The following is a 26,056-nucleotide window of genomic DNA, read 5'->3' as shown; positions in this document are numbered from 1 at the left end:
AATTGTCGTTTATTAAAAGAATGTAGTATATCTTATGGCGACAAAAGAATTAATAAATGAACTCTAAATCTTAGCTGCGATTGAATTGCAATTACCAGTACTGAGTCTTTTCAAACTAAATCTCCGCACAAAATCCTATAACTACTTTAAGATATGCATTTGAGTGTCTATAATTCTCAATAAGTTATATATCCTAAAGGAGTGGTTTTGGAAGGAAGCATCAATAAAAGTCATGGTAATGGCCTAGTATTAATTCTTTTAGCGCTTGCTATTCTTGCCTTAGTTTGGCTATTTACTCCCTTCATTGCCTACCTTTTCCTGTCCTTATTGATCTGCATATCAACTTTCAGTAGCTTTGTAAATCTGTCTCAAAAATACTCAAAAAATCGTGCTGCGATAATAATGACGCTGCTTGTGACTACGCTTCTAATACTGCCACTTGGATACATCCTGCTAGTAAGTGGAATAGAGGTTACTGCTCTTATTAATAAACTGCAAAATGACTTTCAGATGAGTGAAATCAGCAGAATAACTGACGAAATAATTATGGGACTGCCTCTATCAGACTCGATACGTGAGTTTCTAGATAGCTCTCTTCGCAACAACCTTGAATCTATTGCAATTGCCGTTAAGGACTTTTCGATTGTAATTTTGAAAAGCATTACTACGTTGTCTAGTCAGTTTATCTTTTTCGTTATTATTACAATCTTTTCTCTTTACTACTTTTATATTGATGGCCCATCATTCATTGATAAGATTAAAAAAGTATCTCCTCTAGATAAAAAAATTGATGATTTGCTTCTTAACCAATTCTCTGGATTGTCTTTAACTCTTGTAGGCAGCGTCTTTTTAATCTCAATAACCCAAGGAGTTGCTTTTGCAATAGGGGTAATGATTGTTGGATTACCGGCCTTATTTTTTGGAGTTGCAATGGCTCTAGCAAGCTTTATTCCGATACTAGGAGGAGTCCTAGTCTGGCTTCCGTTGTCGATCTACTTATTGGCAACAGGGGAATCGGTAAGCGCATTAATTATTATCTTTTTTGGAGCAATTTTAGCGGGCACACTCATTGATAATTTTCTTAGACCCATTATTATTATGAAATTATCAAGCTCTATGAATCATAAAAGTGCATTAAATCATACGCTTATCACTGTACTTTCAACCCTAGCTGGGATAATTAAGTTTGGTATTCTAGGCCTCTTCATTGGGCCAATCATAGCTGCAATGTCGATTACTATATTTGAGATTTATCAAATTCAATTTGGTAGCTCTGACCAAGCCTCTCAATAAAAACCTCTTAACTATGAATATAAATGGATTAATAGAAATGGCCTGGAGTGATGAGGCAACCTTTTCAGATATTGAAAGAGAATTTGGCATTAAAGAGCCCGAGGTCAAACGCATCATGCAAAGTAATCTCAAGCCAGGATCTTACAGACTTTGGCGTAAACGAGTGCGCTGGATAAAAGAAAAGCAAAAAAAACATCTTAAAGTTTAATATTAAAACTGCTATCTAGCTGACATGTATTTTCTAAAACAGCCAACTAAAAATTTGACTATAACAGTAAAATAATCACATGGGATTAAATACAGACATTAGTGAAGTTATCACGCAGATAGATAAGATAATTACCTCACAAGATGGCAGATGGCTCGATGTGTCAGACTACAATCTAAAGAGTAAAGATCGTAAAAATATGAAATCAGTGTATGGCTTAATCCATGACATTCTTCATCATGTTGACAATGACCAAAGGATTATTGATCGAATCCATAAAAAAAACCTAGAGTACCTTTACAAGAAGACTGATGAGCACGTGAAAGGTCTAGGTTAGAAAAAATCAAAACTACTTTGCTTTTGACATCATAATGTTTCGAGATTCTTTAATTTACTTAAAGCGCTCACAACATCCTCATCATTCTTTAAGGATTCATGAATAAAGTCAAAATAATTAAATTCTTGGTCCTGAAATTCTATACTCGTCATAGGGTAGTACCATTTTTCACTTAATGTGCCGAGAACAAAGGCTTTATCACGCCATAAAAACTTACGGACATGGTTGAAAACTATCTCAATATCATGCTCTGCCTTTAAGCAGGACCATATAAGAGACTCATTCTTCCAAAACTCTATTGAAAAAGCGCCATATTGCTCTTCGTCTAACGAGCCATCAATGACCCCCTCTTTAACCTCTTCTAGAGATTTCTGAGCCCACTCTTCATAACGCTTTAATTTTTTTTCTTCTTGGGCTGAATAGCCATCTTGATAAAAGTATTTCTGATCTGCCATTTTTACTTATCTATAATTAATCTAACGAGTAGGATACCGTATGACAAAAATATACTATAGCAATAATTGGAAAGTATCTAATTTAAATTAGTAATAAATCTGTCAATTAATATACTTTTGACTCAACTTTGCAGTGGTTTTTCGATAAAATTCTCACTTACTTTTCTCATTTACCAATTTATGCTTAAAGAGTTAATTCAATATATAAAAGAATATGAAGGTGACAATGATCTTGGTGATTACCTTGATACGAGGTACGTAAGACTAACCGAGCAGCATTATGACCAGATTGCGGGAGCTATGTCAGAAGGCGAGTTAGAGCTTAAAAAATCTTCAAGTTGTCCTGCTGAAAGATTTTTTCTTCACTTTAATGAAACCATTCTTTTCGTTAACAAGCTAACGGAAGAGCCAAATTCAATTTATGACGTTGAGATGATTCAAAATGATGGTGAGTCAGATGATGACAAGGAGCTATTATTTGTATCATTTTCTATAGATGATGACTACGCGCCTTCACTCAAGAAAAGAGTTACGAGCGGAAAAACAGCTGATGAAAATATTCAGCAACTTGTAATGCTGAGCGTCATTCCAATATTAAAGGGATTTATGATCGCAATAAGCGATTAGAATTACTTTTTACCGAGCTGCGTTGCTAACTTTAGCTTAGGACCAGCCTTAAAAGTTACAACCTTTCGAGCGCTGATCATAACCTCCTCGCCAGTTTTTGGATTTCTTCCAGGTCGCGACGTTTTTTCTCGAACAACAAAATTACCAAAGCTTGACAATTTAATCTCTTCACCCGTTTTAAGAGTCTCAATAATTTGGTCAAAAAACTGATTGGTTAATGCCAATGCTTGAGTTTGAGTCAGTTCAGTTTTCTTAACGAGTGTGTTTGCAATATCTTGTTTTGTAAGAGACATATTATTTATCTAAGTTTAGCGGAAAATTTTGATTCTAAATGAGCCACTATTTTACTAACTTTTTCGGCCAATTGTTCATCAGTTAATGTAACTTCTATCGATTGATATGTAAGGTTCAAAGCAACACTCTTACTTCCCTCATCGATATGCTCACCTTCGTAGACATCAAACAAGTTAACGTCAACAAGGTCATCCTGCTTTAAAGACCTGATTGAATTGATAAGCTGATCCGCAGTAATCTCTTTAGATACTACAATTGCAATATCCCTTTGAGATGCTTGAAAAGATGAAAAAGGCTCATAGCATGAAATTTCGCCCTGCTCAATGTCCTTTTGATTAACCTCAAAAAGAAAGGAATTTGGCATTGATAGCGACTTTTGAATTTTAGGTGATAGTGCGCCAACCCAGCCAATAATTTTATTACCTTTAATAATTTTAGCTGTCTGTCCAAGTTGAAGGGCAGGATGCTCAGCTGCTTCAAAGGTATATACATTCTTGCTATGAAATAATAGCGCCTCGACATCCGATTTTGCATCAAAAAAATCAACCTCTCTTTCGCTTTCAGCCCACTGAGAATCATGACGATTGCCGCAAATAATACCAGCAATTTTTTGAACTTGGTCTTCAACCAAAGTCCCTGTAAAGCATTGACCTAATTCAAAAAATCTAGCGTTATGGTGTCCTCTTCTAATATTTGATTTAGTTGATTGGATTAATCCAGACCACAAGCTTGAGCGCATAACCGCCATATCATCGGAGATTGGATTCTTTAGTAATATTTTTGTTGAGTTAGGATCAACCAACTCATGCATCTCATTTGAGATAAAGCTATAGGTAATGACCTCTTTATAGCCTCTATTGACTAAAGAGCTTGAAAAGTCACTTGAACTTATTGTTGCTTGTGATGATGTAGATATATTGGCATTAATAGACAGCCTTTGAACTGGAATTTTGTCATACCCATAAAGCCTCGCTAGCTCTTCAATTATGTCGGCAGGAATTCGAATATCAAAGCGAAAACTTGGCGGCTTAATCGTCCATGAATTACCACTATTGGTTGTGAATTCAAATTCAAGGAATTTAAACTTAGACTCAATCCAAGACGGCTCTAGATCAAAACCTAATACTCTTGAAATCTTATCATTAGAAATTTCAATTGGCTCTAGTGCTGGAAGTGACTTTGAGTCAACACATTCATTAATTTCTGAAGCAGTGCCGCCGCAAATCTCAAGCACTAACTCAGTTGCTCTTTCAATAGCCTGTCGAGTAATATTAAAGTCGACTCCTCTTTCAAAACGCAGAGAAGCTTCTGTATGAAGCCCATATGACCTTGCTATACCTGCAATAGATATTGGATCAAAAAAGGCACTTTCAAATAAAATTGCAGATGAATTTTCAAGAGTAGCGGTCTTCATTCCGCCCATGACTCCAGCAATTGCAATTGCTGATTTTTCATCAGCTATGACCAGGGTTTTTTCAGTTAATGAAACCGTTTGTCCATTTAAGAGTTCAAGTTTTTCATTTTTATGTGCAGATCTAACCACAATGTCGCCGTTGATTGTTTTAAGGTCGAAGGCATGCATCGGCTGTCCAAGCTCTAATAACACATAATTTGTAATGTCTACTATGGGCGAATGTAATTGCTGAGAGGCTCTTAATAGTTTTTGAGCCATCCATTTTGGAGTTACCGCGCTATTGTCAACACCCTCAATGACTCTTGTTAGGTATTTTGCACACTCACTAGGATTTACGACTTTCGAAGTAAATGACCTGGAGCCTTTTTGCTCTGCCTTAAAATTTGTTGATGGCATTGATAGGTTGTAGTTCACACAAACCTCTCTTGCAACACCAAGCACACTGAAACAATCACCCCTGTTAGGCGTAATGTCCAGCTCAATGATTTGATCATCAAGATCAAGAACAGATCGAATATTCTCTCCAAGAGTAGCAGCCATATCTAGCTCTATAATCCCCTCATGACTTTCTGAAAGGCCAATTTCTGATTCTGAGCAAAGCATACCATTGGATTCAACACCTCTTAGTTTTGCGCGTTTAATTTTGAGTTTACTTGGAAGCACCGAGCCAACAATTGCAACAACGACCTTTAAATCTTTTCTTACGTTAGGAGCGCCGCAAATTATTTGCAGATTGCTGCCATCACCAATATCAATTTCACATAGGCTAAGCTTGTCCGCGTTTGGATGTTTATCGCAACTAACAACATGGCCAACAACTAAGCCTTCAAATGGAGGGGCAACGGGGGCAATCCTATCTACTTCGAGACCTGCCATGGTTAGCTTCTCAGAAAGTTCACTATCACTAACGTCTGGGTTAGCCCATTCTCTTATCCATCTAGTTGAAATATTCATGACTTATTCCTTTGCACTAGAATTGATTTAAAAAACGAACATCGTTTTCAAAGAATAATCTTAAGTCGTTCACGCTATATCTTAGCATCGCCAATCTTTCAACGCCCATTCCAAAGGCCAGTCCTGAAAATTCGTTTGGATCTATGTTCACTGCAGTTAGAACGTTTGGATGAACAACGCCGCAGCCAAGAACTTCAAGCCACCCTGACTTCTTACAAACGCGGCACCCTTCTCCGCCGCAGATTACGCACTCAATATCTGCCTCAGCTGAGGGCTCTGTAAATGGAAAGTATGATGGACGAAAGCGAACCTTAAGGTCATCTTTTTCAAAATAAGCCCTTAAAAAGTCAATCAATAAACCCTTGAGCTGAGAAAAGGAAGCCTCTTTGTCTACAATAAGGCCCTCTACTTGGTGAAACATAGGTGTATGGGTCACATCCGAGTCATTACGATATACTTTACCCGGAACAATAACTCGAACGGGAGGCTGCTGCCTCTCTAGAGTTCTAATTTGAACGGGTGATGTGTGCGTTCTTAAAACGGTATTTGAATCAAAATAAAACGTGTCATGCATTGCCCTTGCAGGGTGATGCTCTGGAATATTTAGTGCACTAAAGTTATGAAAATCATCTTCAATTTCAGGGCCAATTTCTATTTCAAAGCCGGCCTTTGTGAAAATGTCTTGTATATGGTTTAGTGTTTGAGTAATCGGATGTAGACTGCCTTTTTCAAAATTTCTTGCTGGAAGCGTGACATCAATTTTTTCATCAAGAAGTCGTTTCGTTAGAGCTATTTCTTCAAGCTCACTCTTGCGACTTTCTAAAAGCTTTTGTATTTGAACTTTGGCTTCATTGATTGCCTCACCCATGACTGGACGCTCTTCTTTAGAGAGCTTACCCAATCCTTTCAATAGGTCAGTTAGTGCACCTTTCTTGCCCAGATAAAGTACTCTTGAATCGTCAAGAGCCTTTAAGTCCATAGCATCAGCTATAGCTTTCTTGGCGTCGGTGATAATCTTCTTAATCAAAATGCCTGCTTTGTTATTCGGTTTAAAAGACTGTAACCTAAGTTACAGCCTTTTAGTAAGATTTTACTACGCAGATAAACCAGTTTTTGCCTGATCTGCAATTTTTGCAAAGGCATCTTTATCAAAGATGGCAATATCAGAAAGAACTTTACGATCAATCTCAACACCAGCTTTATTAAGGCCATTGATAAATTGTGAGTAGCTTAAGCCATTATTCCTTGCCTCAGCGTTGATACGTACAATCCATAATCTACGGAACTGACGACGACGTTGACGACGGTCACGATAGGCATACTGTCCAGCTTTAATTACCGCCTGCTTAGCAACGCGATAGACTTTTGAACGAGCGCCATAGTAACCTTTGGCTTTCTTTAATATTTTTTTATGTTTGGCGTGCGCCTGCACACCTCTTGAAACTCTTGCCATAGTAATACTCCTAGTTTAACTGTACGGTAACATTCTTTTGACCATTGGAACATCAGCCTTCTCAATGAAGTCTGGTGAACGCAATGAGCGTTTTCTAGAAGTACTCTTCTTGGTCAGAATATGCCTCAAGTGCGAGTGTTTACTTTTGTACTGACCGCTAGCGGTCTTTTTGAAGCGCTTTGCAGCACCTCTATTTGTCTTTAACTTCGGCATCATTTACTCCTTCACCCTTTTCGGGTTCAATTTTTCGGGCGACAGGCGCCTTACTTTTCTTCGATATGGGTGCTAGCATCATGCCAAGCTGGCGACCCTCCATTTTTGCACGCTGCTCTACAACGGCAAATTCTTCAGTATCCTTTTCAATTCTATCTAACATAAGCGCACCAATCTCTCTATGCTGCACTTCGCGTCCACGAAACCAAATAACGACCTTTACTTTGTCTCCGTTTCCTAAAAATTTTACCAAGTTCCTAAACTTGATCTGATAATCTCCTTCCTCAGTTCCTGGACGATACTTAATCATCTTCACTTGAGTTTTTTTCTGTTTCTTTTTAGCGTCGTTCTTTTGCTTCTTTAATTCATATTGAAACTTACCAAAATCCATAACACGACAAACTGGTGGATCTGCACTTGGTGAAACTTCAACTAAGTCTAAACCGACGCTTACTGCTAATTCAAGAGCTTCTACGTTACTAAGGACTCCCATTTGTTCACCCTTGTCATTGATGACTCTAAGTGTTGGTGAAATAATTTTTTCATTAATCCTTGTCGTTACCTTATTTGGTCTTTTAATAATTACTCCTGATTTATTAATTCAATCAACGCCTCTAAAGACATTGAACCAAGATCCTCTCCACCCCTTCGGCGAACAGACACCTGGTTATTTTCTACTTCTCGATCACCAACAACTAAAATATAAGGATAGCGTTGCATCGAGTGCTCGCGTATTTTAAAGCCTATCTTCTCATTGCGCAAGTCTGAAATGACTCTAAGTCCTTGTTTTTTTAGATTCTTCTCTACATTTTTACTAAATTCTTCTTGTTTTTCAGAAATATTAAGAATAACTGCTTGAATTGGCGAAAGCCATGATGGAAATGCGCCTTCGTAATGTTCAATTAACATTCCTGTAAATCGCTCAATTGAGCCAACGATTACTCTATGAAGCATAACGGGTACTTGTTTAGTGCCATCTTCAGCAATATACTGTGCATCAAGCCTGCCCGGCATGGAGAAGTCGGCCTGTATTGTGCCGCACTGCCATTCACGATCTAAGCAGTCTTTCAAAACAAATTCTACTTTAGGGCCATAAAACGCGCCTTCCCCCTCTTGCAGCTCCCAATTGATTCCTTTTGCATCTAATGCTTCAGACAATGATGCTTCTGCCTTATCCCAGTCATCATCAGATCCAACTCGCTTTTCGGGTCTGGTTGAGAGCTTAATATCAATGTTTTCAAAACCAAACTGTTTATATACTTTAAACGTAAGATCAATAAATTTAGAGACTTCGTCTTGTATCTGATCGATTGTGCAAAAAATATGGCCGTCATCCTGAACAAAATTTCGAACCCTCATGAGTCCGTGAAGCGTTCCAGAAGGCTCATTGCGATGACACGACCCAAACTCAGCTAAGCGCAGTGGTAGATCACGATAAGACTTAAGACCTTGCTTATAAATCTGAACATGGCCAGGACAGTTCATTGGCTTTATCGCGTAGTCACGATTCTCTGAGTGCGTTGTAAACATTGCATCACCAAACTTATCCCAGTGGCCTGACTTTTCCCACATTGATCTATCCATCACTTCAGGCGTGTGGACCTCATGGTAGTCATTGTCTTTGAAAACCTGGCTCATATACTGGACAATTATTTGATACAGAGTCCAACCTTTAGGGTGCCAAAAAACCATCCCTGGAGACTCTTCCTGAGTATGAAAAAGATCTTGAGTTTTACCAATCTTCCTGTGGTCTCTTTTTTCAGCCTCTTCCAAACGATGCAGATGAGTTTCTAGGTCATCCTTATTTTCCCAAGCCGTTCCGTAAACCCTTTGAAGCATTTCATTGTTCGAGTCACCACGCCAATAAGCGCCGGCCAGCTTCATTAACTTGAACGCTTTAAGTTTGCTGGTTGAGGGTACATGAGGGCCGCGACAAAGGTCTACAAAGTCACCCTGCTTGTATAGCGATAAAGCCTCATTAGAAGGAATCGATTCAATAATCTCTGCTTTGTAATACTCACCCTTTGACTTGAAAAATTTAACCGCCTCTTCACGGCTCATTTCCATTCTCTCAATCGGTAAGTTTTGCTTAACAATAGCGTTCATCTTTTTCTCAATCTTTGCGAGGTCTTGCTCTGAAAAACCATCTTTATAAGCAAAGTCATAATAAAAACCATTATCAATGACAGGGCCAATAGTTACCTGCGCCTTTGGATAGAGTTGCTGGGTGGCTTGCGCCAACAGGTGGGCAGTAGAATGACGAATAACTTCAAGCGCCCTCTCGTCTTTATTAGTAATAATAGCAAGAGCTGCGTCACTCTCAATCATGTAAGACGTATCAACCATTTGACCGTCAATCTCACCAGCAATAGCAGCCTTCGCAAGGCCAGATCCAATCGATGATGCTACCTCTGCAACCGTTAATGCCTGGTCATAAGATTTAACTGTGCCGTCAGGCAATGTTACATTTGGCATATCACAAGATTAAAAACAAAAAATCCATTTTACCTTGATAGCGCACTTATCTTAGTCAAAAATTGAGACTTTAAAGAACTTTTAAATGATCCTTTTAAAGGTATATTAACACCCTATGAAAATCGCTCGCAAATCACCTGAACTATTAATCCTTCTAATGACTGTAGGCTCTGCTATAAGCTGGGCTGTTTGGCTTAACCTGCTTAACAATTTTGCCATTGATGAGATCAACTTTACGGGCGCAGAAATGGGAATCCTTCAAAGTCTAAGAGAAGTGCCAGGATTTTTAGCCTTTACCGTCATCTTTGTTTTGGCTTTTATTAGAGAGCAAAAGTTGGCTTACATATCGCTCGCCCTCCTTGGTGGTGGAGTAATATTGACAGGCTTTGTTGAAACCAATATGACCTTTTATTTGGCAACAATAATAATGTCTATTGGCTTTCATTATTTTGAAACCATTAATGGCTCATTAACACTTCAGTGGATTGAAAAGGATAAAACGGCGGAGTTTTTAGGGCGAGTTATAGCTACCCGATCAGCCGCATCAATCATTGCATTCAGTATGGTTTGGCTCCTGTTTGAGCAATTTCAAATTGCATACATGTGGCTTTATTTGATTGGTGGTGGGGTTTGTATTACTATCGTATTGTTTTGTTGGCAGCACTTTTCATTATTCCCAGAAAAGGTAACTCAGACTAAAAAAATTATTTTAAGAAAGCGCTACTGGCTTTACTATGCGCTTCAATTTATGAGCGGCGCTAGAAGGCAAATTTTTGTTGTGTTTGCGGGCTTCTTGATGGTTGAAAAGTTTGACTTTACGGTCGCTGAAATATCACTCCTATTGCTGGCAAATGCAGCAGTAAATATAATCGTAGCGCCCAAAATAGGAAGACTTATTCACAAATTTGGTGAACGCAAAGCGCTCATATTTGAGTATGTCGGACTAACCTTTATATTTGCTGGATATGCCTTTGTAGAAAGCAGCTATCTTGCAGTTTTCTTATATATTGCAGATCACTTATTTTTCTCAATTGCTATTGCCCTTAAAACTTATTTTCAAAAAATTGCGGATCCTGCTGACATCGCTTCTAGCGCTGGAGTTTCATTCACAATCAATCACATAGCAGCGGTATTTATTCCAGTTGTTTTTGGCTTGGTTTGGCTTTACTCGCCTTCTTTAGTCTTTTTGGCAGGTGCAGGAATGGCATTACTATCTCTACTACTAGCTCTTAATATGCCAGCGCAACCGGCAGCTGGTAATGAAGTGTTATTAGGTAAATTTTCCTAATAACTTATTTTTTTATAAAATAATTTTGAACTATATAGTTCAAAATGATATACTTTTATAGTAGTTTTTTAAACTTTTATGGAGAGAAAAATGACTTTATCTTTAGTATTTAGAATTCAAGCTGTAATAATGGGAATATTTGGCGCAGCTGCTTTATTGGCTCCTGCTTCAATGATGGGAGGCTTTAATGTTGAGGCGACTGCTGGGGCAGTTGATGTAATGCGAGGCATGTCATTAATGGTGATAGCGATTGCATATATAAGCTGGCAGATGCCAACTTGGGCTGGTGATAATCTTAAAAATGTGGGTAAGTTTTTTGCCGTATGGCATTTAATATACGCACTTGTAAGTGGCTACCAAATTAGTGCTGGTGCGTTTCCTTCAGATGCAGTAAATCTTATTGCTAATTTAGGGCCAGATGTAATTCTGGGAGCTCTATTCTTCTGGAAATCTCGCTGATACTAAAAGTCGTTTAGATTAAAAAAGGTCCTAATCTTAGGACCTTTTTTTATAGCTATTTTTTAGTTTAATTTGCCATATAATAAATTAGTGAAAAAACTTCTCCTAACAATATGCTTTGTCTTTATTCTAAATGTCCAAGCTGATAGTAATGAATCGTTAATGCTTGACGATCAGTTAAACATCTCACGAAATACTTGGGTTGAAAGTGTTATTACAAAAATAAACACATACTGGCGTTACTCAGGCGCAAGAAGTGATTGGTTTTGTTATGTTTTTATCACTCAAGATAGAAATGGAAACGTCAATACTGTAGATGTTGATAACTGTGGAGATTCGATAATGAATATAGATGCCAATCCAAAACTAAACTCATTTAAAAACTCAATTGAAAAAGCTGTTTATGACGCCTCTCCACTTCCTTTAGCACTTTCTGAGGATGCATTTAGTGAACAAATCATATTTGAATTTAGAGTTGATGCTGTTGAAATAATGTAATAAAGTTATTTAAGATTGACTAAAAAATTCTTCTCTTAAAATTTTTAACCTTAGTTATTATTGAGCTATAATTTCAGTATAAAAAACTACTCTTACTTTTTAATTCTATCTTGCTTCTCTTATAAGGATTCTAGTACTTAGTGAAAATTAAATGAACGAACACTTTAGAATTGCCCAAAAACTTGGACTCATGTTTCGGCCAGAAGAAACATTGCCCACAGACATTAAACGATGGGCAATTAAACAGCTCCAATTCCCCTCCCCTTCCCTTGGTATTGGTAATGTTGGATCTGACGTTAAGCCCTGGCCAAAAATATTCCAACCGAGCCTTGATGAGAAAGCAGTAAAACTAAGAATCCACTGGGAAACAACCAAAAGAGAAAGAAAGAAAGAAGGTGGCTTTACCGAAGCTGCTCAACGTGCAAATGATAGGGATAACTTAATGTATAAAAAAGACATTCTTAGATTCTCTCATCGCAACGTCTATGGCTCTGACCAGCTTCGCCTTCGTCTTATGTCATTCTGGGCAAACCACTTTACAATAGGTAGTTTTGATTCTAGGGAGGTAATTGGACATGCAATGGAGGAGGCAATATTAGCAAATTTTAATGACTCATTTTCAACCATGCTATACAAGGTCACCACACACCCAGGAATGTTGAGCTACCTGGATAACCATATTAGTGCCGGACCCAATTCAAATCAAGTTAGGTGGGCCAAAGCAAACGGAGAGCAGGCTGGTCTGAATGACAACCTTGGAAGAGAGCTACTAGAACTTCACACCGTTTCACCAAGCGCAAACTATACAGAGACCGACATTAGAAATGCAGCGAAGGTTCTAGCTGGTTGGGGCATTGACATTAAAGGTAACCCTTTGAGTTCTTTAAAGGAGCAAGGTGGCACAACTAACCTTTGGGACATGTATAAAAGGAATTGGGCCGAGCCAGGCAATAAGATAGTCCTTGGAAAAACGATAGGCACAGGAAAAGGCGGCCTCAAACAGTTGACAGATTTTCTGGCCGCTCATGAGCATACGATAATGCACCTCTCAACAAAGTTAGCCGAGCATTTTGTTAGCGATGTTCCCAATAAAACGGATGTCAATTACATTGCAAGTGCCTGGAGACAGAGCAATGGCAACCTAGATCAAATCCATACAGCGGTTATAGAGAGAGCTATTGCATCGAAGGAGCCAAAATTTCAGTTGCCGATGACTTGGCTTTTTCAAGTTTTAAGGCTGAGCAATGCCACATATTTTATGGGCTGGAATGAGATTAATACTTCAAATAATAGCTTGAAGTTTAATATGCAGCCTATGCAAATATTTGATGAGCTAGGACAAAATTTATGGGCAGAAAGACAACCCAATGGTTACTCAAGTAAAAAAGAGGAGTGGATGTCTGGCGAAATGTTTGAGCGGCGAATTAGGTTTGCTGACTCTATTTGGACTTCGGATAGCCAAATACAATCAACGAGTTTCATTATGGATCGAATTGGAGCAAGTAAAGAGACACGGAAGCTAGTTGAGAGTCTTCATGGAATGTCTTCAAGGTCTAAAAAGAATCAATTTATTGCACTAATGTGTAGCCCTGAACTCATGGGACTTGAAAATGCCTAACTATAAATTAACAAGAAGAGATTTTTTAAAGGCCTCTGGAGCGTCTCTGTTCTTAGCAGGTATTCCACTTCAAGGATTTACTCAAGACCAGCCGCCCGGAAAAATCTCGGTCATTATTCTTGAAGGTGGGATGGACGCGTTAAGCGCTGTTCCAGCCTTTGGTGACCCAAATTTTGAAAAGATGAGAGGCATACTTGTCCCTGAAAATTATTTAAAACTGAATTCATTTTTTGGCCTTCACCCCTCTCTCAAAAATCTTTCCTCCTTGATGGCATCGAATAACGCCTCAATTGTTCATGCAACCTCTTTCCCGTATAAAAAAAGATCGCACTTTGAAGGTCAGAATTTAATTCAAGGAGGCGGCTTGACTCCGTTTTCTGAAAAGACAGGCTGGCTTGGACGATCTTTGGAGCTTGCAAAGATTCCAGGTAGAGCCCTTTCACTAGAAATGCCGCTGATACTTAGAGGGTATGGTGAAAACGATAATTTTTTTCCAGCAAAAATTAACAATTCTAGCAAAATAAATATTAATTTAGTTGAAAAACTGACTGCGGCGCATGGAAAGCTGGGAAGTGATGTATTTGAAAAAGTTAAGCAAAAAAGTTTACTGACTTTAGAAAATATGCCAAGAGATCCTCAAAGTTTAGCGGAGTATGCGGGCAAGGCTATGGCAAAAAAAGATGGGCCTACAGCCTCAGTTATAAGGTTGAGTGGATTTGACTCGCACGCTTCTCAAGATGACGGGAACGGTAATGATCATGGGATTGATTTAGCAAAAATTGATGGGGTTATTGCCGCTTACAAAAGAGGACTCGGAGGCGCATGGGATAATAGCATTATTCTTACTATCACTGAGTTTGGAAGGACGGTTGCTGTCAACGGTACAAGGGGAACAGATCATGGGTACGGCTCTGCTGGAATACTTGCAGGCGGCGTAATCTCTAAATCAAGAGTTATATCTGACTGGCCGGGTCTTGCAAAAAATGAGCAGTATGAGCAGAGGGATTTAATGTCAACAATTGATTACCGATCGGTGTGTGCCGCCTGCATTGAAAAATCTTTAGGGCTGGATCACGACCTCATTGCAAGCAAGGTATTCTTTGAACCAAAACTGCCAAGAGTTTTTGACTACCTCTTTTCGTAATTCCCAAAGACATTTAAAGAATCTTATATTCATTTAAATAAATGACAATAATCAAAATCCTTACTAGTTTTCTAATACTTAGCTGCATTATTGGTAATGTCAATGCTGGGTATCTTGATGACTGGCCAGATGAGGCATTGTGTGGATGGCTTAATAGTGCTTCGCCACCTGAATATATTATTGAGGAAGCCAGTAAAAGAGGTATCAGCTGTCCAGGAGAAGTTGCATCAAAACATTTAATTGAAAATGTGCAGACAAGCTCACCACCTAGCATTGAAATTTATGACATTATATTTAGTGATGAGATTTTGCAAGAGCTTCTGGAAATATCTCCAGAAGAGAAGGCTTCAGACTTTACTAGAAACTTTAAAAATTATCGCTTAGCCTTTATTCAAGATGAAATAATTTGTGGCTTTAACCTTAAGCGAGTTGTCTATGAGAACAAAGCCGAAGGAGAGATTGAAAGTTGGGATATGGCCTATGGCTCAATAACTTTTAGGGGACTACTTACTGACTTTAAAGGCGCCTGGTCAAAGAGTATGGGTGGACTCTCAAGTGATTCCAGATATTTTAACGATGAAATCAATATAAAGCTTACAAAAGACGGTCATCTTGTAGGAAAGATGGCTTACTTTACTCACACCATCAGTAGCGATGAAGCTCCTAGAAGGCCTTTGTTTATAGAACTTAGAAAGCACCCAAAAACAAAACCATTAAATTATAAAAATATTAATCTTGATAATTCTGCTGAATTCTGGATTGATGTTGAAGATTGGGCTGGGGGCATTATGTATGTCTTTAACTGTAAAGACAATGAAGAGCTTCAAAAAAATAAGTCCGCCAAAGAAAAAGCTGAAAAGCTATATAAAGATTCTCTGGCCAAAAATAAAATGGAGCTAAAACTTATTGGCAAGATATATGAATCAAAAGTTGCAGGGCCAGATATAGTCTTTTCAGTCAACTATTTAGATGGAGACTTTGAAGCAAAGTCTACTCCCAAGGACTCTAAAAAACTTCATGATGATGAACTTCACAAAGCACATATAAATGGAATAATCAACACTAGTTTATTAGATCAAAGTATTGGGCTTAAAACACTCGTATCCATGCGTGAAAATGATGATCAATTAACCCTAGTGGTTAGCGTAGCTGAAGATGAGGATGTGCAAATGGATCCATTAAAAGAATTTGCAAAGCCTGCTATAGAGTATTGCGGCAAACTTCCAGGTTTTTGGTGGGACAAATTATCCTTTGTCGTCTCGACTACTGATATTGAAATTGCTAAAACACAAAAATGTTACTTTGATTTTTTTAACAACAAAACCAACTCAGAAGCCAAAAATTTATATAGAACAATCCTTTCTGCCTCTGCAAGTATTTCCTCTTACCTTAAATCAAATGTTGATCGATAGCTAAATAGATAGCATATCTATTTGTTAATATTTACACCTCCCTCACACATCAAACGAAGTTTGGACTTTAGTCCAAGTTGATATACAATCCTAGTATGAAGAAACTACTCCTACTCCTAGCATTATCCTTCTTATCATTACAAAGCTTTGCGGGTTCGTGTCCCGATGGCAGTGAGCCAGTAAAGAGTATTTCTGATGATGGCACCTATTTTGTCTTTAACTGTGGTGGCGGCAATAATAATACTTCTGCATCAACTAATTCCTCATCTTCAGACTCCTCTGGCACTGAAATCGACAGGTATGGCGGAAGGTCCGAAATCCCTGAAGATGCTAATCCAAATTATCAAACACTTTATTATTTTTTAGATAGATATTTGAATGAATGGGATAGGTTTTACAAAAGATGGCCAAATGATGGATATAAATACAATATTGAAAAATCAAAAACCCCCTATAGTTTTAAATTTGATTTGAGAAACAACAAAGATGTTAAAAATCAAATACAAAATACAGCACTTCTTAGTTACTTACTATATGAAAATGGAAAGATAGTTGTTGATGAAATTACACCCAAAGAGCGTTTTGGAGAGCTATTTAACAATCAATCCAAATTGCAATCTCAATCAGCAGGTAAAAGTATTACTTCATATATTGTTGGTAATGCAATATGCGAAGGTTATATATCCGGTATCGATGCAAAAATAGATGATTGGCCTGCTGCTAAAAATACATTATACGATAATCAAAAATTAATTGATTTATTGAATATGAATGCTGGAGACCACAAATATGTGACACAAAACGGAATAATTAATTCAAATCGTTGGTATAACAGTTATCCTGTTGAAGATATATTACAAAATGAGCTTCAAGGTTCAAAAAAGTCAAGCCCTAAACATAACTATCATGGTTTTTTAACTAATCTCATAGGCACATATGTACTTCATAAAAGCGGAGATGATTTTCAAATACTATTAAATAAAGTTTTTCAAGAAAAAGCTCAAATTGAAGATAGTGTTTTTTTTCTTAAACAAGAAAACGCAACTGTTAATGATAAGACATTTTGGAATCAGTTTTATGGAAGTAGATATGATTATCTTAGAATCTCTAGAGCAATGCTTAATGATTGGCAACAAGATACTTGTGTAGGCAAGTATTTAAAGAGTGTTTATGATACTGCTATTCTGAAAAATAAAAGATACTCTTCAGGATTTAGATTAGGGTACACCAAAAAATATGCAGGTCAATTTCATACTCACTTTCAAGGAATAAATAGACCAATTGTTATGATGGATGGGTTTGGGGGTCAAATTTTTGTAATAGATTTTGAAAAAGATAGAATTATTGCAATACAAGCTATCCACGATAATTTTAATTTTAAAACCTTAGTTTATGATGTTCTTATCAACAGCTAGTTACCAGCTTCAATTGACTCAATCATTAGTTGTAAAGATTCATTCCCTCTAAATGAATTAACATTAAGTTTATAAGCAACCCTAACCTTCTTGGAATTGATTTTTTCCTGAAAAAAAGCGATCCCTTCCAAAACTGAACTTGCTCCAAGCAACTTTAAATTGCACTTGAGGTGTTTTTCACCAACGATTCTTTGCTCTACAAGTTCAAAGTCACCATAAAAAATGGGCTCCTCAAAGCCCTGACCCCAGGGAGAAGCGCTACGAAGAAGCTCTGCGTTCTTAAGCGTTATCTCAGAAGCCTCAAGCTCCCCATCAGTCATCAGCTCGATAATTGGTTTCTTACCCTTAAGATGTTTTTTAATCGCCTCAGAAAATGCCTCACTAAAGCTTTCAAAGCTCTCTGGCGAAAGCGCCAAACCGGCGGCCATTGCGTGCCCCCCAAACTTATCAATCAGTCCTGGATTATCGCGATCAACCAGATCAAGCAAATCTTTAATGTGTACGTCAGGTATTGAGCGGATTGAACCCTTTAGTACGCTGCCTGATTTTGCAAATACGGCGCACGGGCACTGATACGTTTCTTTGAGTTTCCCAGCAACGATGCCGACAATGCCTTCATGCCATGTCTCGTCATAGAGAACGATTGCAAACTGACTCTCATCGATGGTCTGACCTTCAACTATCGCTAGCGCCTCATCCTGCATTCGGGTCTGCTCCTCACGCCTTTTAATATTAAACTCTTCAAGCGTTTGAGCGTACCTTCTAGCATTATTCATATCCTCTGATAAGAGGCAACGGATTCCCTGTGATATGTCGCTTAAGCGCCCTGCTGCATTAATTCGTGGGGCTACGGTAAATCCGAGGTCTGAAGCCTGCAAGGTTTCAATAGGACGCTTAGTCAGCTCAAGTATCGCTAGAATGCCTTTTGAGCAGAGTTTTTGGCGAATGCGCTTAATTCCCTCGTTCACTAGAATTCGATTGTTTTGATCGAGTTTCACAACGTCTGCAACAGTTCCAAGAGCAACAAGATCAAGGAGCTCACGTAGGTCTGGAACCTGGATGTTGTGCGCTTCAAAATAACCCTTACCAACCAGGTGAGTCTTAAGCGCTGAAAACAGATAAAAACACACCCCAACGCCCGCTAAGTTTTTAGAAGGAAAGTCACAGCCTCTTAAATTCGGGTTAATAATTGAGTTGGCCTCAGGAAGAACTTTAGGGGGAAGGTGGTGGTCGGTAATGATGACATCAATGTCAAATGACCGTGCGAGCGCCGCGCCCTCGTTACTGGATATGCCGTTGTCAACAGTTATAATTAGATTTGGGTCTTTGTCGGTCTTTGCCTCCTGAACAATCTCTGGACTTAAACCATATCCATGCTTAAAGCGGTTCGGAACTAAAAAATCAACATGCTTTGCTCCCATTAAGCGCAGAGCCTTAATTGCTACGGCGCTTGCTGTTGCGCCGTCTGCATCAAAATCTCCAATGATGAGAATACGGCGGTCTTCAAGAATACATTTCTCAAGAAGATCGAGAGCAATATTTAACTGATCAAAGCTCGGCTTAAGGAGTCCTGGAAGCGCCATTGAAAGCTGTGACTCAGAGACAGACCTGGCTGCATAGACCCTCTTAAGAATTAGAGGTATGTCGTCAGAGTACGACTCAAACAGTTCGGTATCGAGCTCTCTAGTCAGCACTTCTTACAAGTCTTACAAAAGTATCGATCGTTTTATCTCGAGCTATTGAGCCGCCAAAAAAGAAGGGAATCTCATAAGCAAGCGATGGATTATCTTTTAACGAGGTTGAGGTCCAGTAAGTATCTACCTGAGTGTTTGGGAAAAAATCAGTATTAATCAAGGCATCACTATCGCCATAATAATCAACGATCGAGTTTAATTCATTTCTGGTTGGCAGGCGCCAATCAGTAAAGCTACAAAGCTCACGCTTATTAATATCCTCGATAAAAGATTTTGTATTGCAGTTTTTGCCCCAATAACAATTCTTAGTATAGGTTCCGCTATCTCTTCCGCTCTGCCCATCAAACCAGGTATAGGTATTAAGGGCGTATTGCAATCCCTCATCTTCACTTTTAACTTCCCAGACTAGGGAGTTTTTATTATCCAGCACGCATGACCACTCTGAGCTGTCAGACTTTAAGGTTTCACCTTCATCAGACATCTTCTGAAGTTCTGCACTTACGGACATGCTGGTGAGTAAAAATAATAAAAATAGAAGGCTTCTCTTCATGAAAAAGTAGTTTGTATAAAACGTAAGTTATTATTCTACCAGTTAAGATGATTACCCAAAGATAATCCCCCTAAGCAGTTGATTTCCTCTCAAACAAAAGAAGTAGAACGCCCAGGAAAATAAAGCTATCCGCTAAATTGAATACCGGCCAGTAGTAGCCATTAACGTGCACATCAATAAAGTCAACAACAAAGCCGAACTGAGCCCTGTCGATTAGGTTTCCAACAGCGCCAGAAAGCAGTAAAAACTGACCAAATAGTTTTTGAAGATGAAGAGACGAGGTTCTTTGAATCCAAAAAATAACCCAAATAGAAACTAAAACAGATACCGACAACAGAAAGGTTTTTTGGATAAACCCGCCATCAGCCATAATACTAAAAGCGGCGCCTGTATTTTGAAGATACGTCCAACTAAGATATGAGTTAACGGCAACTGACTGGCCTAAATCATAAGAGGACATGAAAATTTGTTTTGAAACCTGATCAAGCGATACCAATACTAGGAATAAGAGGTAGTAAAGTTTGTGCTTCATTAGTAATAACATAAAAAAATATAGATTTATTAAAAAGGCTTACTTTAAATCTTGGCCAGCAATGGCTAAGTAAACATCATCAATGCAATCAATGTGTTTATAATTTATCAGTAATTGTATTATAAATATTGTGGAGATTTTATGGGGTTTTTAACAGGTAAAAAAGCACTAATCATTGGCGTTGCGTCTAATCGCTCAATTGCATGGGGTATTGCTGAATCTATGGCGGCAAATGGCTGCGAAGTTGCCTTTACCTATCAAACTGATAAACTCAAAAGTCGCGTCGAAAAATGTGCGGAGATTTGTAACTCCTCAATTGTCATTCCCTGTGACGTCTCCAGTGATGAACAAATTAATGAGACCTTTGCTGAACTTAAGAAGTCTTGGGCTAATTTTGACATAATCGTTCACTCAGTTGCGTTTGCAGATAGAGCAGAACTAGATGGTAATTATGTTGAAGTTACAACGCGTGAAGGTTTCCTTAAAGCTCATGAAATCTCGTCATACAGTTTTACGGCTATTGCAAAGGCGGCACTTCCAATGCTTAATGAAAATGGTGCTTTATTAACGCTTAGCTATTTAGGAGCTCTGAGAGCGATTCCAAACTATAACGTCATGGGCGTAGCAAAAGCATCACTTGAAGCTAACGTTAGGTACATGGCTGCGGCTTTAGGTGGTAAGAAAGGCATTCGAGTTAATGCAGTATCTGCTGGCGCGATAAAAACGCTTGCTGCAAGCGGCATTAAAGGTTTTGGCAAGCTACTTGATCACGCTGCCGAAAGCTCGGCCCTTAAAAGAAATGTGAACATTGAAGAGGTTGGAAATGCTGCTGCATTTTTATGTTCAGATTTAGCCTCTGGCATAACCGGTGAAGTCACCTATGTCGACGCTGGATATAACTTTTATGAGAAGGGACCAGACCTTTAAAGTCAGCATTTTTTTTAAAAAAGTGATGCTGAGAAGCAGTTTAAATACCAAAAAGGGTAAAGAGACTATTAAGTCGCCTACTACCCTTTTTAACTAAGCGAGGCCTTCCTCAAACTATACTATTTTTTATCTTCTTTCTCTAGGCGTTTAAATTCTACTACAGTCATTACAGCTCCAACTATAGCAAGCGCAAAGCAGAAAAAACCAGTAAAGAATATTAGTGAATCATCCATGATTAGTCCTTCCTAGCTATTATTTTAAAATAAATAGCAAAGGTTAAAATTGATGGAATCCATGTTGCAGTAAACAATGCCTCTTGTTTTGTTTCTACACCTTGAAACCATAGAAAAGCAGTTGTCACAAATGCAACTGCAACTGAAAGTAAAATACATATATCTGACGTTTTCATCATAATAAATTCCTATTTAAAAAATTAATCTTCATTCCAAAAAGCCGCAGAACCTATTAGCAAGAAAATTACCGCTAAAGAGGCATGCGCCCTAATACTTGTTTCCTGTGGTAACTCTATCATTAATGGCACAACATTAAACATACCAAGTATAAGCCAAATTACCGACAATAGACCTAATCCAAGCGCCGCTTTTCCAATTTTTCTTTTCATAAAATTATTATTTTAGCGTTTATATTCTAAAGAAGATCAGAAAATATTTTTATTTCAGCATTCTCTCTTAGTTGTTTAATAAGCGAGACAAACATTTCATTGTTTTCTTGGCTAAGATAGAGCGCTGAAACTCCACTATCTGTAACCTCATCTGGAAGCCTGACACCACTCACATCAATAACTAAAGAAGTTAAGTTATCAACATTTCGAGCGCTATAAGTATGCTCTGCATCAATAGGCTTAGGAGTTGCAAAAGCGAAACTTGTTACGTCAAAAGGCAGCTCTTTAGCTCTTGAAATCCAGCCCTCATTATTCCATTGTAAATTATTATCAGTAATTAGCTTATTAGTCATCAACTCGTCACCACTCACTAACGCAGTAGCGATTGCAAGTGATAAATCTTCAATCAATATTTTTGCAGCAATGTTATTTAAAATCGATGCAACCTGATCCCCAACCTCGTCTAATTCTTTTTCGCGCTCAGGCTGCAAAGACGAAAGAGCAAGAACGACAAATTTTTCAGCGCTAAGCTCAATCACTTCTGAGTTTTCACCCTCATCAATAACTGCCTCACTAAACGCAGCAGATACGAAAGCATCATCATACTGCTGACTTCCATTTGCAAAATAGTCACTTGTCTTAAGTTCTAAACCAAACTGATCAGCAACCATATCAAGAGACTCCTCATAAGCTAAGCTGGTGAAATCTTCTAATAAATCAAACAACATTTTTTTGCTAACATTGTTCTTGTTAAGGGCAACTAACTGCTCGGTAACATCTGCAAAAGATTGGACTGTTTCAGCCTCAATATCAGTAAGCTTAATAATATGAAAATAGCCATAATCTGTAGCAACCACCTCACTAACATCACCTATGTTCATTGAGAATGCAGCTTCATCAAACTCAACGCCTATTAGGCCTCTCTCATTAAATCCAAGATCACCACCCTTCTCACTAGAAGAGGTGTCTACTGAATTAGCAACTGCAAGCTCATCAAAATTAGCACCCTCATTAATTTGATTAAGTAGCTCATTTGCAAGATCTTCACTCTCCACTAAGATATGTTGGGTGCGCCTTCTTTCTGGATTTGTATAAAGCTCAGCATTATCATCATAAAGAGATTGGAGAGTCTCCTCGTCTGGGGTTGCAGGCTCTTCCATATCACCCAATGAAAGCTCCACAAAATCGACCTTTACTTTTCGGCCTTCTATAAAGCTTGCTCTATTCTCATTAAAATAGTCTGAAATTTCACTTTTTGAAACAGAAACCTGACTCTCAAAATCTGAAGTATTAAGAGCAATATATGAAACCTCTCTCTCCTGAGATGCAAGATCATCAAGCTGCTTGATTTGAATTGTTGACATAAACGCAGAGCCGCTCAGATTACGCTTAATTTGATCACGCGTTAGTGCCTTTGATTGAGCAATTTCATAGCCAGCTGGTGAATAACTATTCAGCCTTAAAAGCTGACTATAACGGTCTTCAGAAAACTTACCATCAACAATAAATGCTTGGTTCATCTCAATAACAGAGCGAACCTCATCATCTAAAGTCACAATATCTAAAGAATTCGCAAAATTCTCAATGAGTTTTTCGTTAATCATTGAATCAAGAAGTGTCTGCTTAATCGCAGTATCAATCTCTTGCGAATACGCAGCACCAAGCTGCTGTTGTAAGTTTCTTTGTTGTGTGTTTAATTCTTGATAATAAACGTTTACGTCAATATCTTCGCCATCAACTTTTGCAATCGAAGTATTTGCAGAGCTACTTACATAATCTTGTATACCAAATAACGCAAATGGGACTGTTATAAAACCTACTACGAGGTACGCGACCCAACCTTTAGATTTGTTTCTTATTGCACTTAACATAATTATTTTATCTACCAATAGTGTTGAGACATAAAGCCATCAAACATTTAAACTTAAATTCAAAAATACAAATTGAATTCCCTTTAAAGAGTTAATAGTTAACCCTTAATTATTAATTTACTAGCTAGGAGGATCTTACAATATTACCCATCTCACTAAACTCGTTCAGATGCATTATACAAGGCTAGACTCTTTATCTATAAAAGTTTACTCCTTTATTTATTTCAGTATTTTTGAGCCAAAGTATCTAAAAGATCATTAATGTCTTTCAGCTCAGAATTCCACGCAGTTACAAACCGAACCGCTTTACCATCAAGCTCTTCTTCATTAATATCGTAACCAGCACTATTTAAATAATCTATAACATCACGCGGAAGATGAACAAAAACCTCATTGGACTGTGTTGGGTATGCCAGCTTAATATTTGCAAATGAATCCAGACCCTCACTCAGAATTTTTGCCATAGCATTCGCATGGCGAGCATTTCTAAGCCATACGTCATCGGTTAAGTAGGCCTCGAGCTGTGAAGAGATAAAACGCATCTTTGAGAGAAGCTGACCTGACCTCTTATGAAGAAATGGAAAATTACCAACCATCTCAGGCTTAAAAAATATAACCGCTTCAGCAGCGAGGCAACCATTTTTTGTGCCGCCCAATGTAAGAACATCCACTCCAGATTTCCAGGTCATCTCTGCAGGGCTTACGTCAAGAGAGACCAGAGCATTTGCAAATCGAGCGCCGTCCATATGTACACTCATTTTATTGTCATAGGCTATTTTAGAAATAGCTTTTATTTCATCCAGCTGATATACAGTGCCCGTTTCACAGGACATGGTAACGCTAACCACTGATGGCTGCGTAACGTGGACATTACCAGACCCTCTTATAGTCTCAGCGAGATCACCCGCATCAATTCTTCCATTACTACTGCGCATAGGAATTAACTTAGCGCCACCCGTAAAAAGTTCAGGCGCGCCGCACTCATCCGTATTAATATGAGATAGCTCATGGCAATAAATTTTTCCAAAGACTGGCGCAAGAGCAGATAGCGCTAAAGCATTTGAGGCGGTTCCGGTCACCGCAAGAAAAACCTCTACCTCAGTTTCAAAAATCTCTGACAATCTATTTTTTAATGCTAGAGACCATTCATCATCACCATAGGATCCTGCAATTCCTGAATTAGCAGCTATGACGGCGTCCATGACCTCAGGGCAAGCACTAGTTACGTTATCGGATGCAAACAATGCATTCATTCAAAACTCCTTAAAGTGTAATTCATAAAAAAAATTTATCGCTTGAGATGAATAAACCCTAGACAGGCACTGCAACAATACCAAGAAAATCACCGTTAACAACATGTCCTGGAAAATGACGGCCCGTATATATGCCATCAATTCCAGCAAAATACTCAACAGGCTCTGTTCCTGTTCGCTCTATATTATGGACTTTAGCAACAAGCTGACCTTTCTTTACTTTATCACCAAGGTCAACACAGTGCTCAACCAGACCCGTTGTTTCACTAAAAACATAACAGCGCTCGTCGGGCATATCTAAATTCAGCGTTTCATCGACTTCCATCTCGCCTTTGGTAATGCCGGCATGACGAAGAATATTTCGAATTCCTTTTTTAGCAATACCGACAGTATAGGCAGACGACGTTCCGCCACCAGCAAGTTCGGTACTAATAAAAACTTTGCCCATATTTTCAGCTGCGGTGTCGTACATATTAACCGCATCTATCTCTAAAAGCATTACGGAGTGTGGGGCATTAAAAGCCTTCATAGCTGCGATGCATTTAGCCTGCTGCTCTTTGTTCTCCAATAGATGAGCACAACAGAAAGGCAGAAAATCAAGCGTCTTTCCGCCAGAATGAAAATCTAGCACAAAATCAGCAAGCGGAAGAAGAGTGCGATTAAAGTAGTCCGCAATTTTCTCAGTAAAAGTGCCCTCAGGATCTCCAGGAAAAACTCGGTTCATATTGCCGCCATCAATTGGGGATGTCCTCTTGCCTGCTTGAAAAGCAGGATAGTTCATTCCAGGAACAATGATGACGCGCCCAGAAATATCTTCAGCTTTGATTTGACTCGCCAAATCAAACAGAGCTATTGGACCTTCGTATTCATCGCCATGATTTGCGCCAGTAAAAAGAATGGTTGGACCCTTGCCATTTTTTGCAACAGTTATAGGTATTACAATTGACCCCCAAGCAGAATCGTCATGAGAATGCGGAAGCTTTAGAAAGCCATGCTGAACGCCATCTTTTTCAAAGTCAATGGTTGAACTTATTGGACTATCTTTCATGT

28 protein-coding genes are annotated in these 26,056 nt (G+C 38.5%); 12 read left to right on the top strand and 16 right to left on the bottom strand.

Translation table 11 applies throughout. The features are described 5' to 3' along the window. The first annotated feature begins 207 nt into the window (after positions 1–207). The 3 genes from ABXT49_RS03320 to ABXT49_RS03310 all read left to right on the top strand — a co-directional run bounded on the left by ABXT49_RS03320 (position 208) and on the right by ABXT49_RS03310 (position 1,838). Positions 208–1,293 carry an AI-2E family transporter gene (locus tag ABXT49_RS03320; protein WP_416653168.1) on the top strand — a complete coding sequence of 362 codons (1,086 nt, stop codon included), beginning with the start codon at positions 208–210 and terminating at the stop codon, positions 1,291–1,293. Between the two features lie 13 nt (positions 1,294–1,306). After that, complete coding sequence (locus ABXT49_RS03315; protein ID WP_416653166.1) at positions 1,307–1,501, top strand: TIGR03643 family protein; 195 nt, start codon at positions 1,307–1,309, stop codon at positions 1,499–1,501. Positions 1,502–1,580: 79 nt separating this feature from the next. Further along, on the top strand, positions 1,581–1,838 hold the full coding sequence (locus tag ABXT49_RS03310) for a hypothetical protein (RefSeq protein ID WP_416653165.1): 258 nt from the start codon (positions 1,581–1,583) through the stop codon (positions 1,836–1,838). Between the two features lie 29 nt (positions 1,839–1,867). On the opposite strand, the gene ABXT49_RS03305 is transcribed toward ABXT49_RS03310, so the two are convergent. Continuing rightward, positions 1,868–2,293 carry a hypothetical protein gene (locus ABXT49_RS03305; RefSeq protein ID WP_416653163.1) on the bottom strand — a complete coding sequence of 142 codons (426 nt, stop codon included), beginning with the start codon at positions 2,291–2,293 and terminating at the stop codon, positions 1,868–1,870. Positions 2,294–2,473: 180 nt separating this feature from the next. On the opposite strand from ABXT49_RS03305, the gene ABXT49_RS03300 reads away from it, so the two are divergent. After that, a complete protein-coding gene (locus ABXT49_RS03300) occupies positions 2,474–2,920 on the top strand; it encodes a hypothetical protein (protein WP_416653161.1) in 447 nt (148 codons plus the stop codon). Between the two features lie 2 nt (positions 2,921–2,922). On the opposite strand, the gene ABXT49_RS03295 is transcribed toward ABXT49_RS03300, so the two are convergent. The 7 genes from ABXT49_RS03295 to thrS form a co-directional block, all read right to left on the bottom strand. Beyond that, positions 2,923–3,213, bottom strand: coding sequence for an integration host factor subunit alpha (locus ABXT49_RS03295; protein ID WP_416653159.1), 291 nt, complete (start codon positions 3,211–3,213; stop codon positions 2,923–2,925). 5 nt (positions 3,214–3,218) lie between these two features. Beyond that, on the bottom strand, positions 3,219–5,582 hold the full coding sequence (pheT, locus tag ABXT49_RS03290; RefSeq protein ID WP_416653157.1) for a phenylalanine--tRNA ligase subunit beta: 2,364 nt from the start codon (positions 5,580–5,582) through the stop codon (positions 3,219–3,221). 16 nt (positions 5,583–5,598) lie between these two features. After that, complete coding sequence (locus ABXT49_RS03285) at positions 5,599–6,561, bottom strand: phenylalanine--tRNA ligase subunit alpha (protein ID WP_416653521.1); 963 nt, start codon at positions 6,559–6,561, stop codon at positions 5,599–5,601. 114 nt (positions 6,562–6,675) lie between these two features. Continuing rightward, a complete protein-coding gene (gene rplT / locus ABXT49_RS03280; RefSeq protein WP_416653155.1) occupies positions 6,676–7,035 on the bottom strand; it encodes a 50S ribosomal protein L20 in 360 nt (119 codons plus the stop codon). Positions 7,036–7,050: 15 nt separating this feature from the next. Continuing rightward, a complete protein-coding gene (gene rpmI / locus ABXT49_RS03275) occupies positions 7,051–7,248 on the bottom strand; it encodes a 50S ribosomal protein L35 (protein ID WP_271541908.1) in 198 nt (65 codons plus the stop codon). Then, entirely contained in the window at positions 7,226–7,831 is a 606-nt protein-coding gene (infC, locus tag ABXT49_RS03270) for a translation initiation factor IF-3 (protein ID WP_416653520.1), read from the bottom strand. Before infC ends, rpmI begins: the two co-directional genes overlap by 23 nt. Further along, positions 7,831–9,723 (bottom strand): threonine--tRNA ligase, encoded by a 1,893-nt coding sequence (gene thrS, locus ABXT49_RS03265; RefSeq protein ID WP_416653153.1) that lies wholly within the window; start codon positions 9,721–9,723, stop codon positions 7,831–7,833. Before thrS ends, infC begins: the two co-directional genes overlap by 1 nt. A 115-nt stretch (positions 9,724–9,838) precedes the next feature. Between thrS and ABXT49_RS03260 the strand changes: the two genes are divergently transcribed. The 7 genes from ABXT49_RS03260 (at position 9,839) to ABXT49_RS03230 (ending at position 17,557) form a co-directional block, all read left to right on the top strand. Further along, on the top strand, positions 9,839–11,011 hold the full coding sequence (locus ABXT49_RS03260) for an MFS transporter (protein WP_416653151.1): 1,173 nt from the start codon (positions 9,839–9,841) through the stop codon (positions 11,009–11,011). A 90-nt stretch (positions 11,012–11,101) separates the two neighbouring features. Then, complete coding sequence (locus tag ABXT49_RS03255) at positions 11,102–11,470, top strand: hypothetical protein (RefSeq protein WP_416653149.1); 369 nt, start codon at positions 11,102–11,104, stop codon at positions 11,468–11,470. A 90-nt stretch (positions 11,471–11,560) separates the two neighbouring features. Beyond that, positions 11,561–11,968: a hypothetical protein gene (locus ABXT49_RS03250; protein WP_416653148.1), complete on the top strand. Its 408-nt coding sequence runs from the start codon at positions 11,561–11,563 to the stop codon at positions 11,966–11,968. A 151-nt stretch (positions 11,969–12,119) separates the two neighbouring features. Then, entirely contained in the window at positions 12,120–13,586 is a 1,467-nt protein-coding gene (locus ABXT49_RS03245) for a DUF1800 family protein (protein WP_416653146.1), read from the top strand. Beyond that, positions 13,579–14,730 carry a DUF1501 domain-containing protein gene (locus ABXT49_RS03240; protein ID WP_416653144.1) on the top strand — a complete coding sequence of 384 codons (1,152 nt, stop codon included), beginning with the start codon at positions 13,579–13,581 and terminating at the stop codon, positions 14,728–14,730. The genes ABXT49_RS03245 and ABXT49_RS03240 overlap by 8 nt, the downstream gene beginning before the upstream one ends. Positions 14,731–14,771: 41 nt before the next feature. Beyond that, positions 14,772–16,142: a hypothetical protein gene (locus ABXT49_RS03235; RefSeq protein ID WP_416653142.1), complete on the top strand. Its 1,371-nt coding sequence runs from the start codon at positions 14,772–14,774 to the stop codon at positions 16,140–16,142. Positions 16,143–16,237: 95 nt separating this feature from the next. Continuing rightward, the gene (locus ABXT49_RS03230) at positions 16,238–17,557 is read left to right on the top strand and encodes a hypothetical protein (protein ID WP_416653141.1); all 1,320 of its coding nucleotides are present in this window, start codon (positions 16,238–16,240) and stop codon (positions 17,555–17,557) included. On the opposite strand, the gene recJ is transcribed toward ABXT49_RS03230, so the two are convergent. The 3 genes from recJ to lspA form a co-directional block, all read right to left on the bottom strand. Further along, positions 17,554–19,251 carry a single-stranded-DNA-specific exonuclease RecJ gene (recJ, locus tag ABXT49_RS03225; protein ID WP_416653139.1) on the bottom strand — a complete coding sequence of 566 codons (1,698 nt, stop codon included), beginning with the start codon at positions 19,249–19,251 and terminating at the stop codon, positions 17,554–17,556. The genes ABXT49_RS03230 and recJ overlap by 4 nt on opposite strands. Beyond that, positions 19,241–19,759: a DUF1566 domain-containing protein gene (locus tag ABXT49_RS03220; RefSeq protein WP_416653138.1), complete on the bottom strand. Its 519-nt coding sequence runs from the start codon at positions 19,757–19,759 to the stop codon at positions 19,241–19,243. The genes recJ and ABXT49_RS03220 overlap by 11 nt, the downstream gene beginning before the upstream one ends. A gap of 112 nt (positions 19,760–19,871) precedes the next feature. Continuing rightward, entirely contained in the window at positions 19,872–20,333 is a 462-nt protein-coding gene (lspA, locus tag ABXT49_RS03215; RefSeq protein ID WP_416653136.1) for a signal peptidase II, read from the bottom strand. A 141-nt stretch (positions 20,334–20,474) separates the two neighbouring features. On the opposite strand from lspA, the gene ABXT49_RS03210 reads away from it, so the two are divergent. Next, a complete protein-coding gene (locus ABXT49_RS03210) occupies positions 20,475–21,260 on the top strand; it encodes an enoyl-ACP reductase FabI (protein ID WP_416653134.1) in 786 nt (261 codons plus the stop codon). Between the two features lie 235 nt (positions 21,261–21,495). Here the strand turns inward: ABXT49_RS03210 and ABXT49_RS03205 are convergent, their stop codons facing one another. The 5 genes from ABXT49_RS03205 to doeB all read right to left on the bottom strand — a co-directional run bounded on the left by ABXT49_RS03205 (position 21,496) and on the right by doeB (position 26,054). Then, positions 21,496–21,672 (bottom strand): hypothetical protein, encoded by a 177-nt coding sequence (locus tag ABXT49_RS03205; protein WP_416653132.1) that lies wholly within the window; start codon positions 21,670–21,672, stop codon positions 21,496–21,498. Between the two features lie 21 nt (positions 21,673–21,693). After that, entirely contained in the window at positions 21,694–21,882 is a 189-nt protein-coding gene (locus ABXT49_RS03200) for a hypothetical protein (protein WP_416653130.1), read from the bottom strand. Positions 21,883–21,908: 26 nt separating this feature from the next. Further along, positions 21,909–23,753: a SurA N-terminal domain-containing protein gene (locus ABXT49_RS03195; protein WP_416653128.1), complete on the bottom strand. Its 1,845-nt coding sequence runs from the start codon at positions 23,751–23,753 to the stop codon at positions 21,909–21,911. Between the two features lie 224 nt (positions 23,754–23,977). Then, entirely contained in the window at positions 23,978–25,006 is a 1,029-nt protein-coding gene (locus ABXT49_RS03190; RefSeq protein WP_416653126.1) for a threonine aldolase family protein, read from the bottom strand. Between the two features lie 58 nt (positions 25,007–25,064). Beyond that, positions 25,065–26,054, bottom strand: coding sequence for a N(2)-acetyl-L-2,4-diaminobutanoate deacetylase DoeB (gene doeB, locus ABXT49_RS03185; protein ID WP_416653123.1), 990 nt, complete (start codon positions 26,052–26,054; stop codon positions 25,065–25,067). Positions 26,055–26,056 lie beyond the last annotated feature (2 nt).

The sequence above is a fragment of the Candidatus Pseudothioglobus sp. Uisw_086 genome (assembly GCF_048085745.1).
In the GTDB taxonomy this organism is placed as follows: domain Bacteria; phylum Pseudomonadota; class Gammaproteobacteria; order PS1; family Pseudothioglobaceae; genus Pseudothioglobus.
The sequence above is the reverse complement of the archived record's forward strand: the minus strand, read 5'-3'. Positions and strand labels throughout refer to the sequence as shown.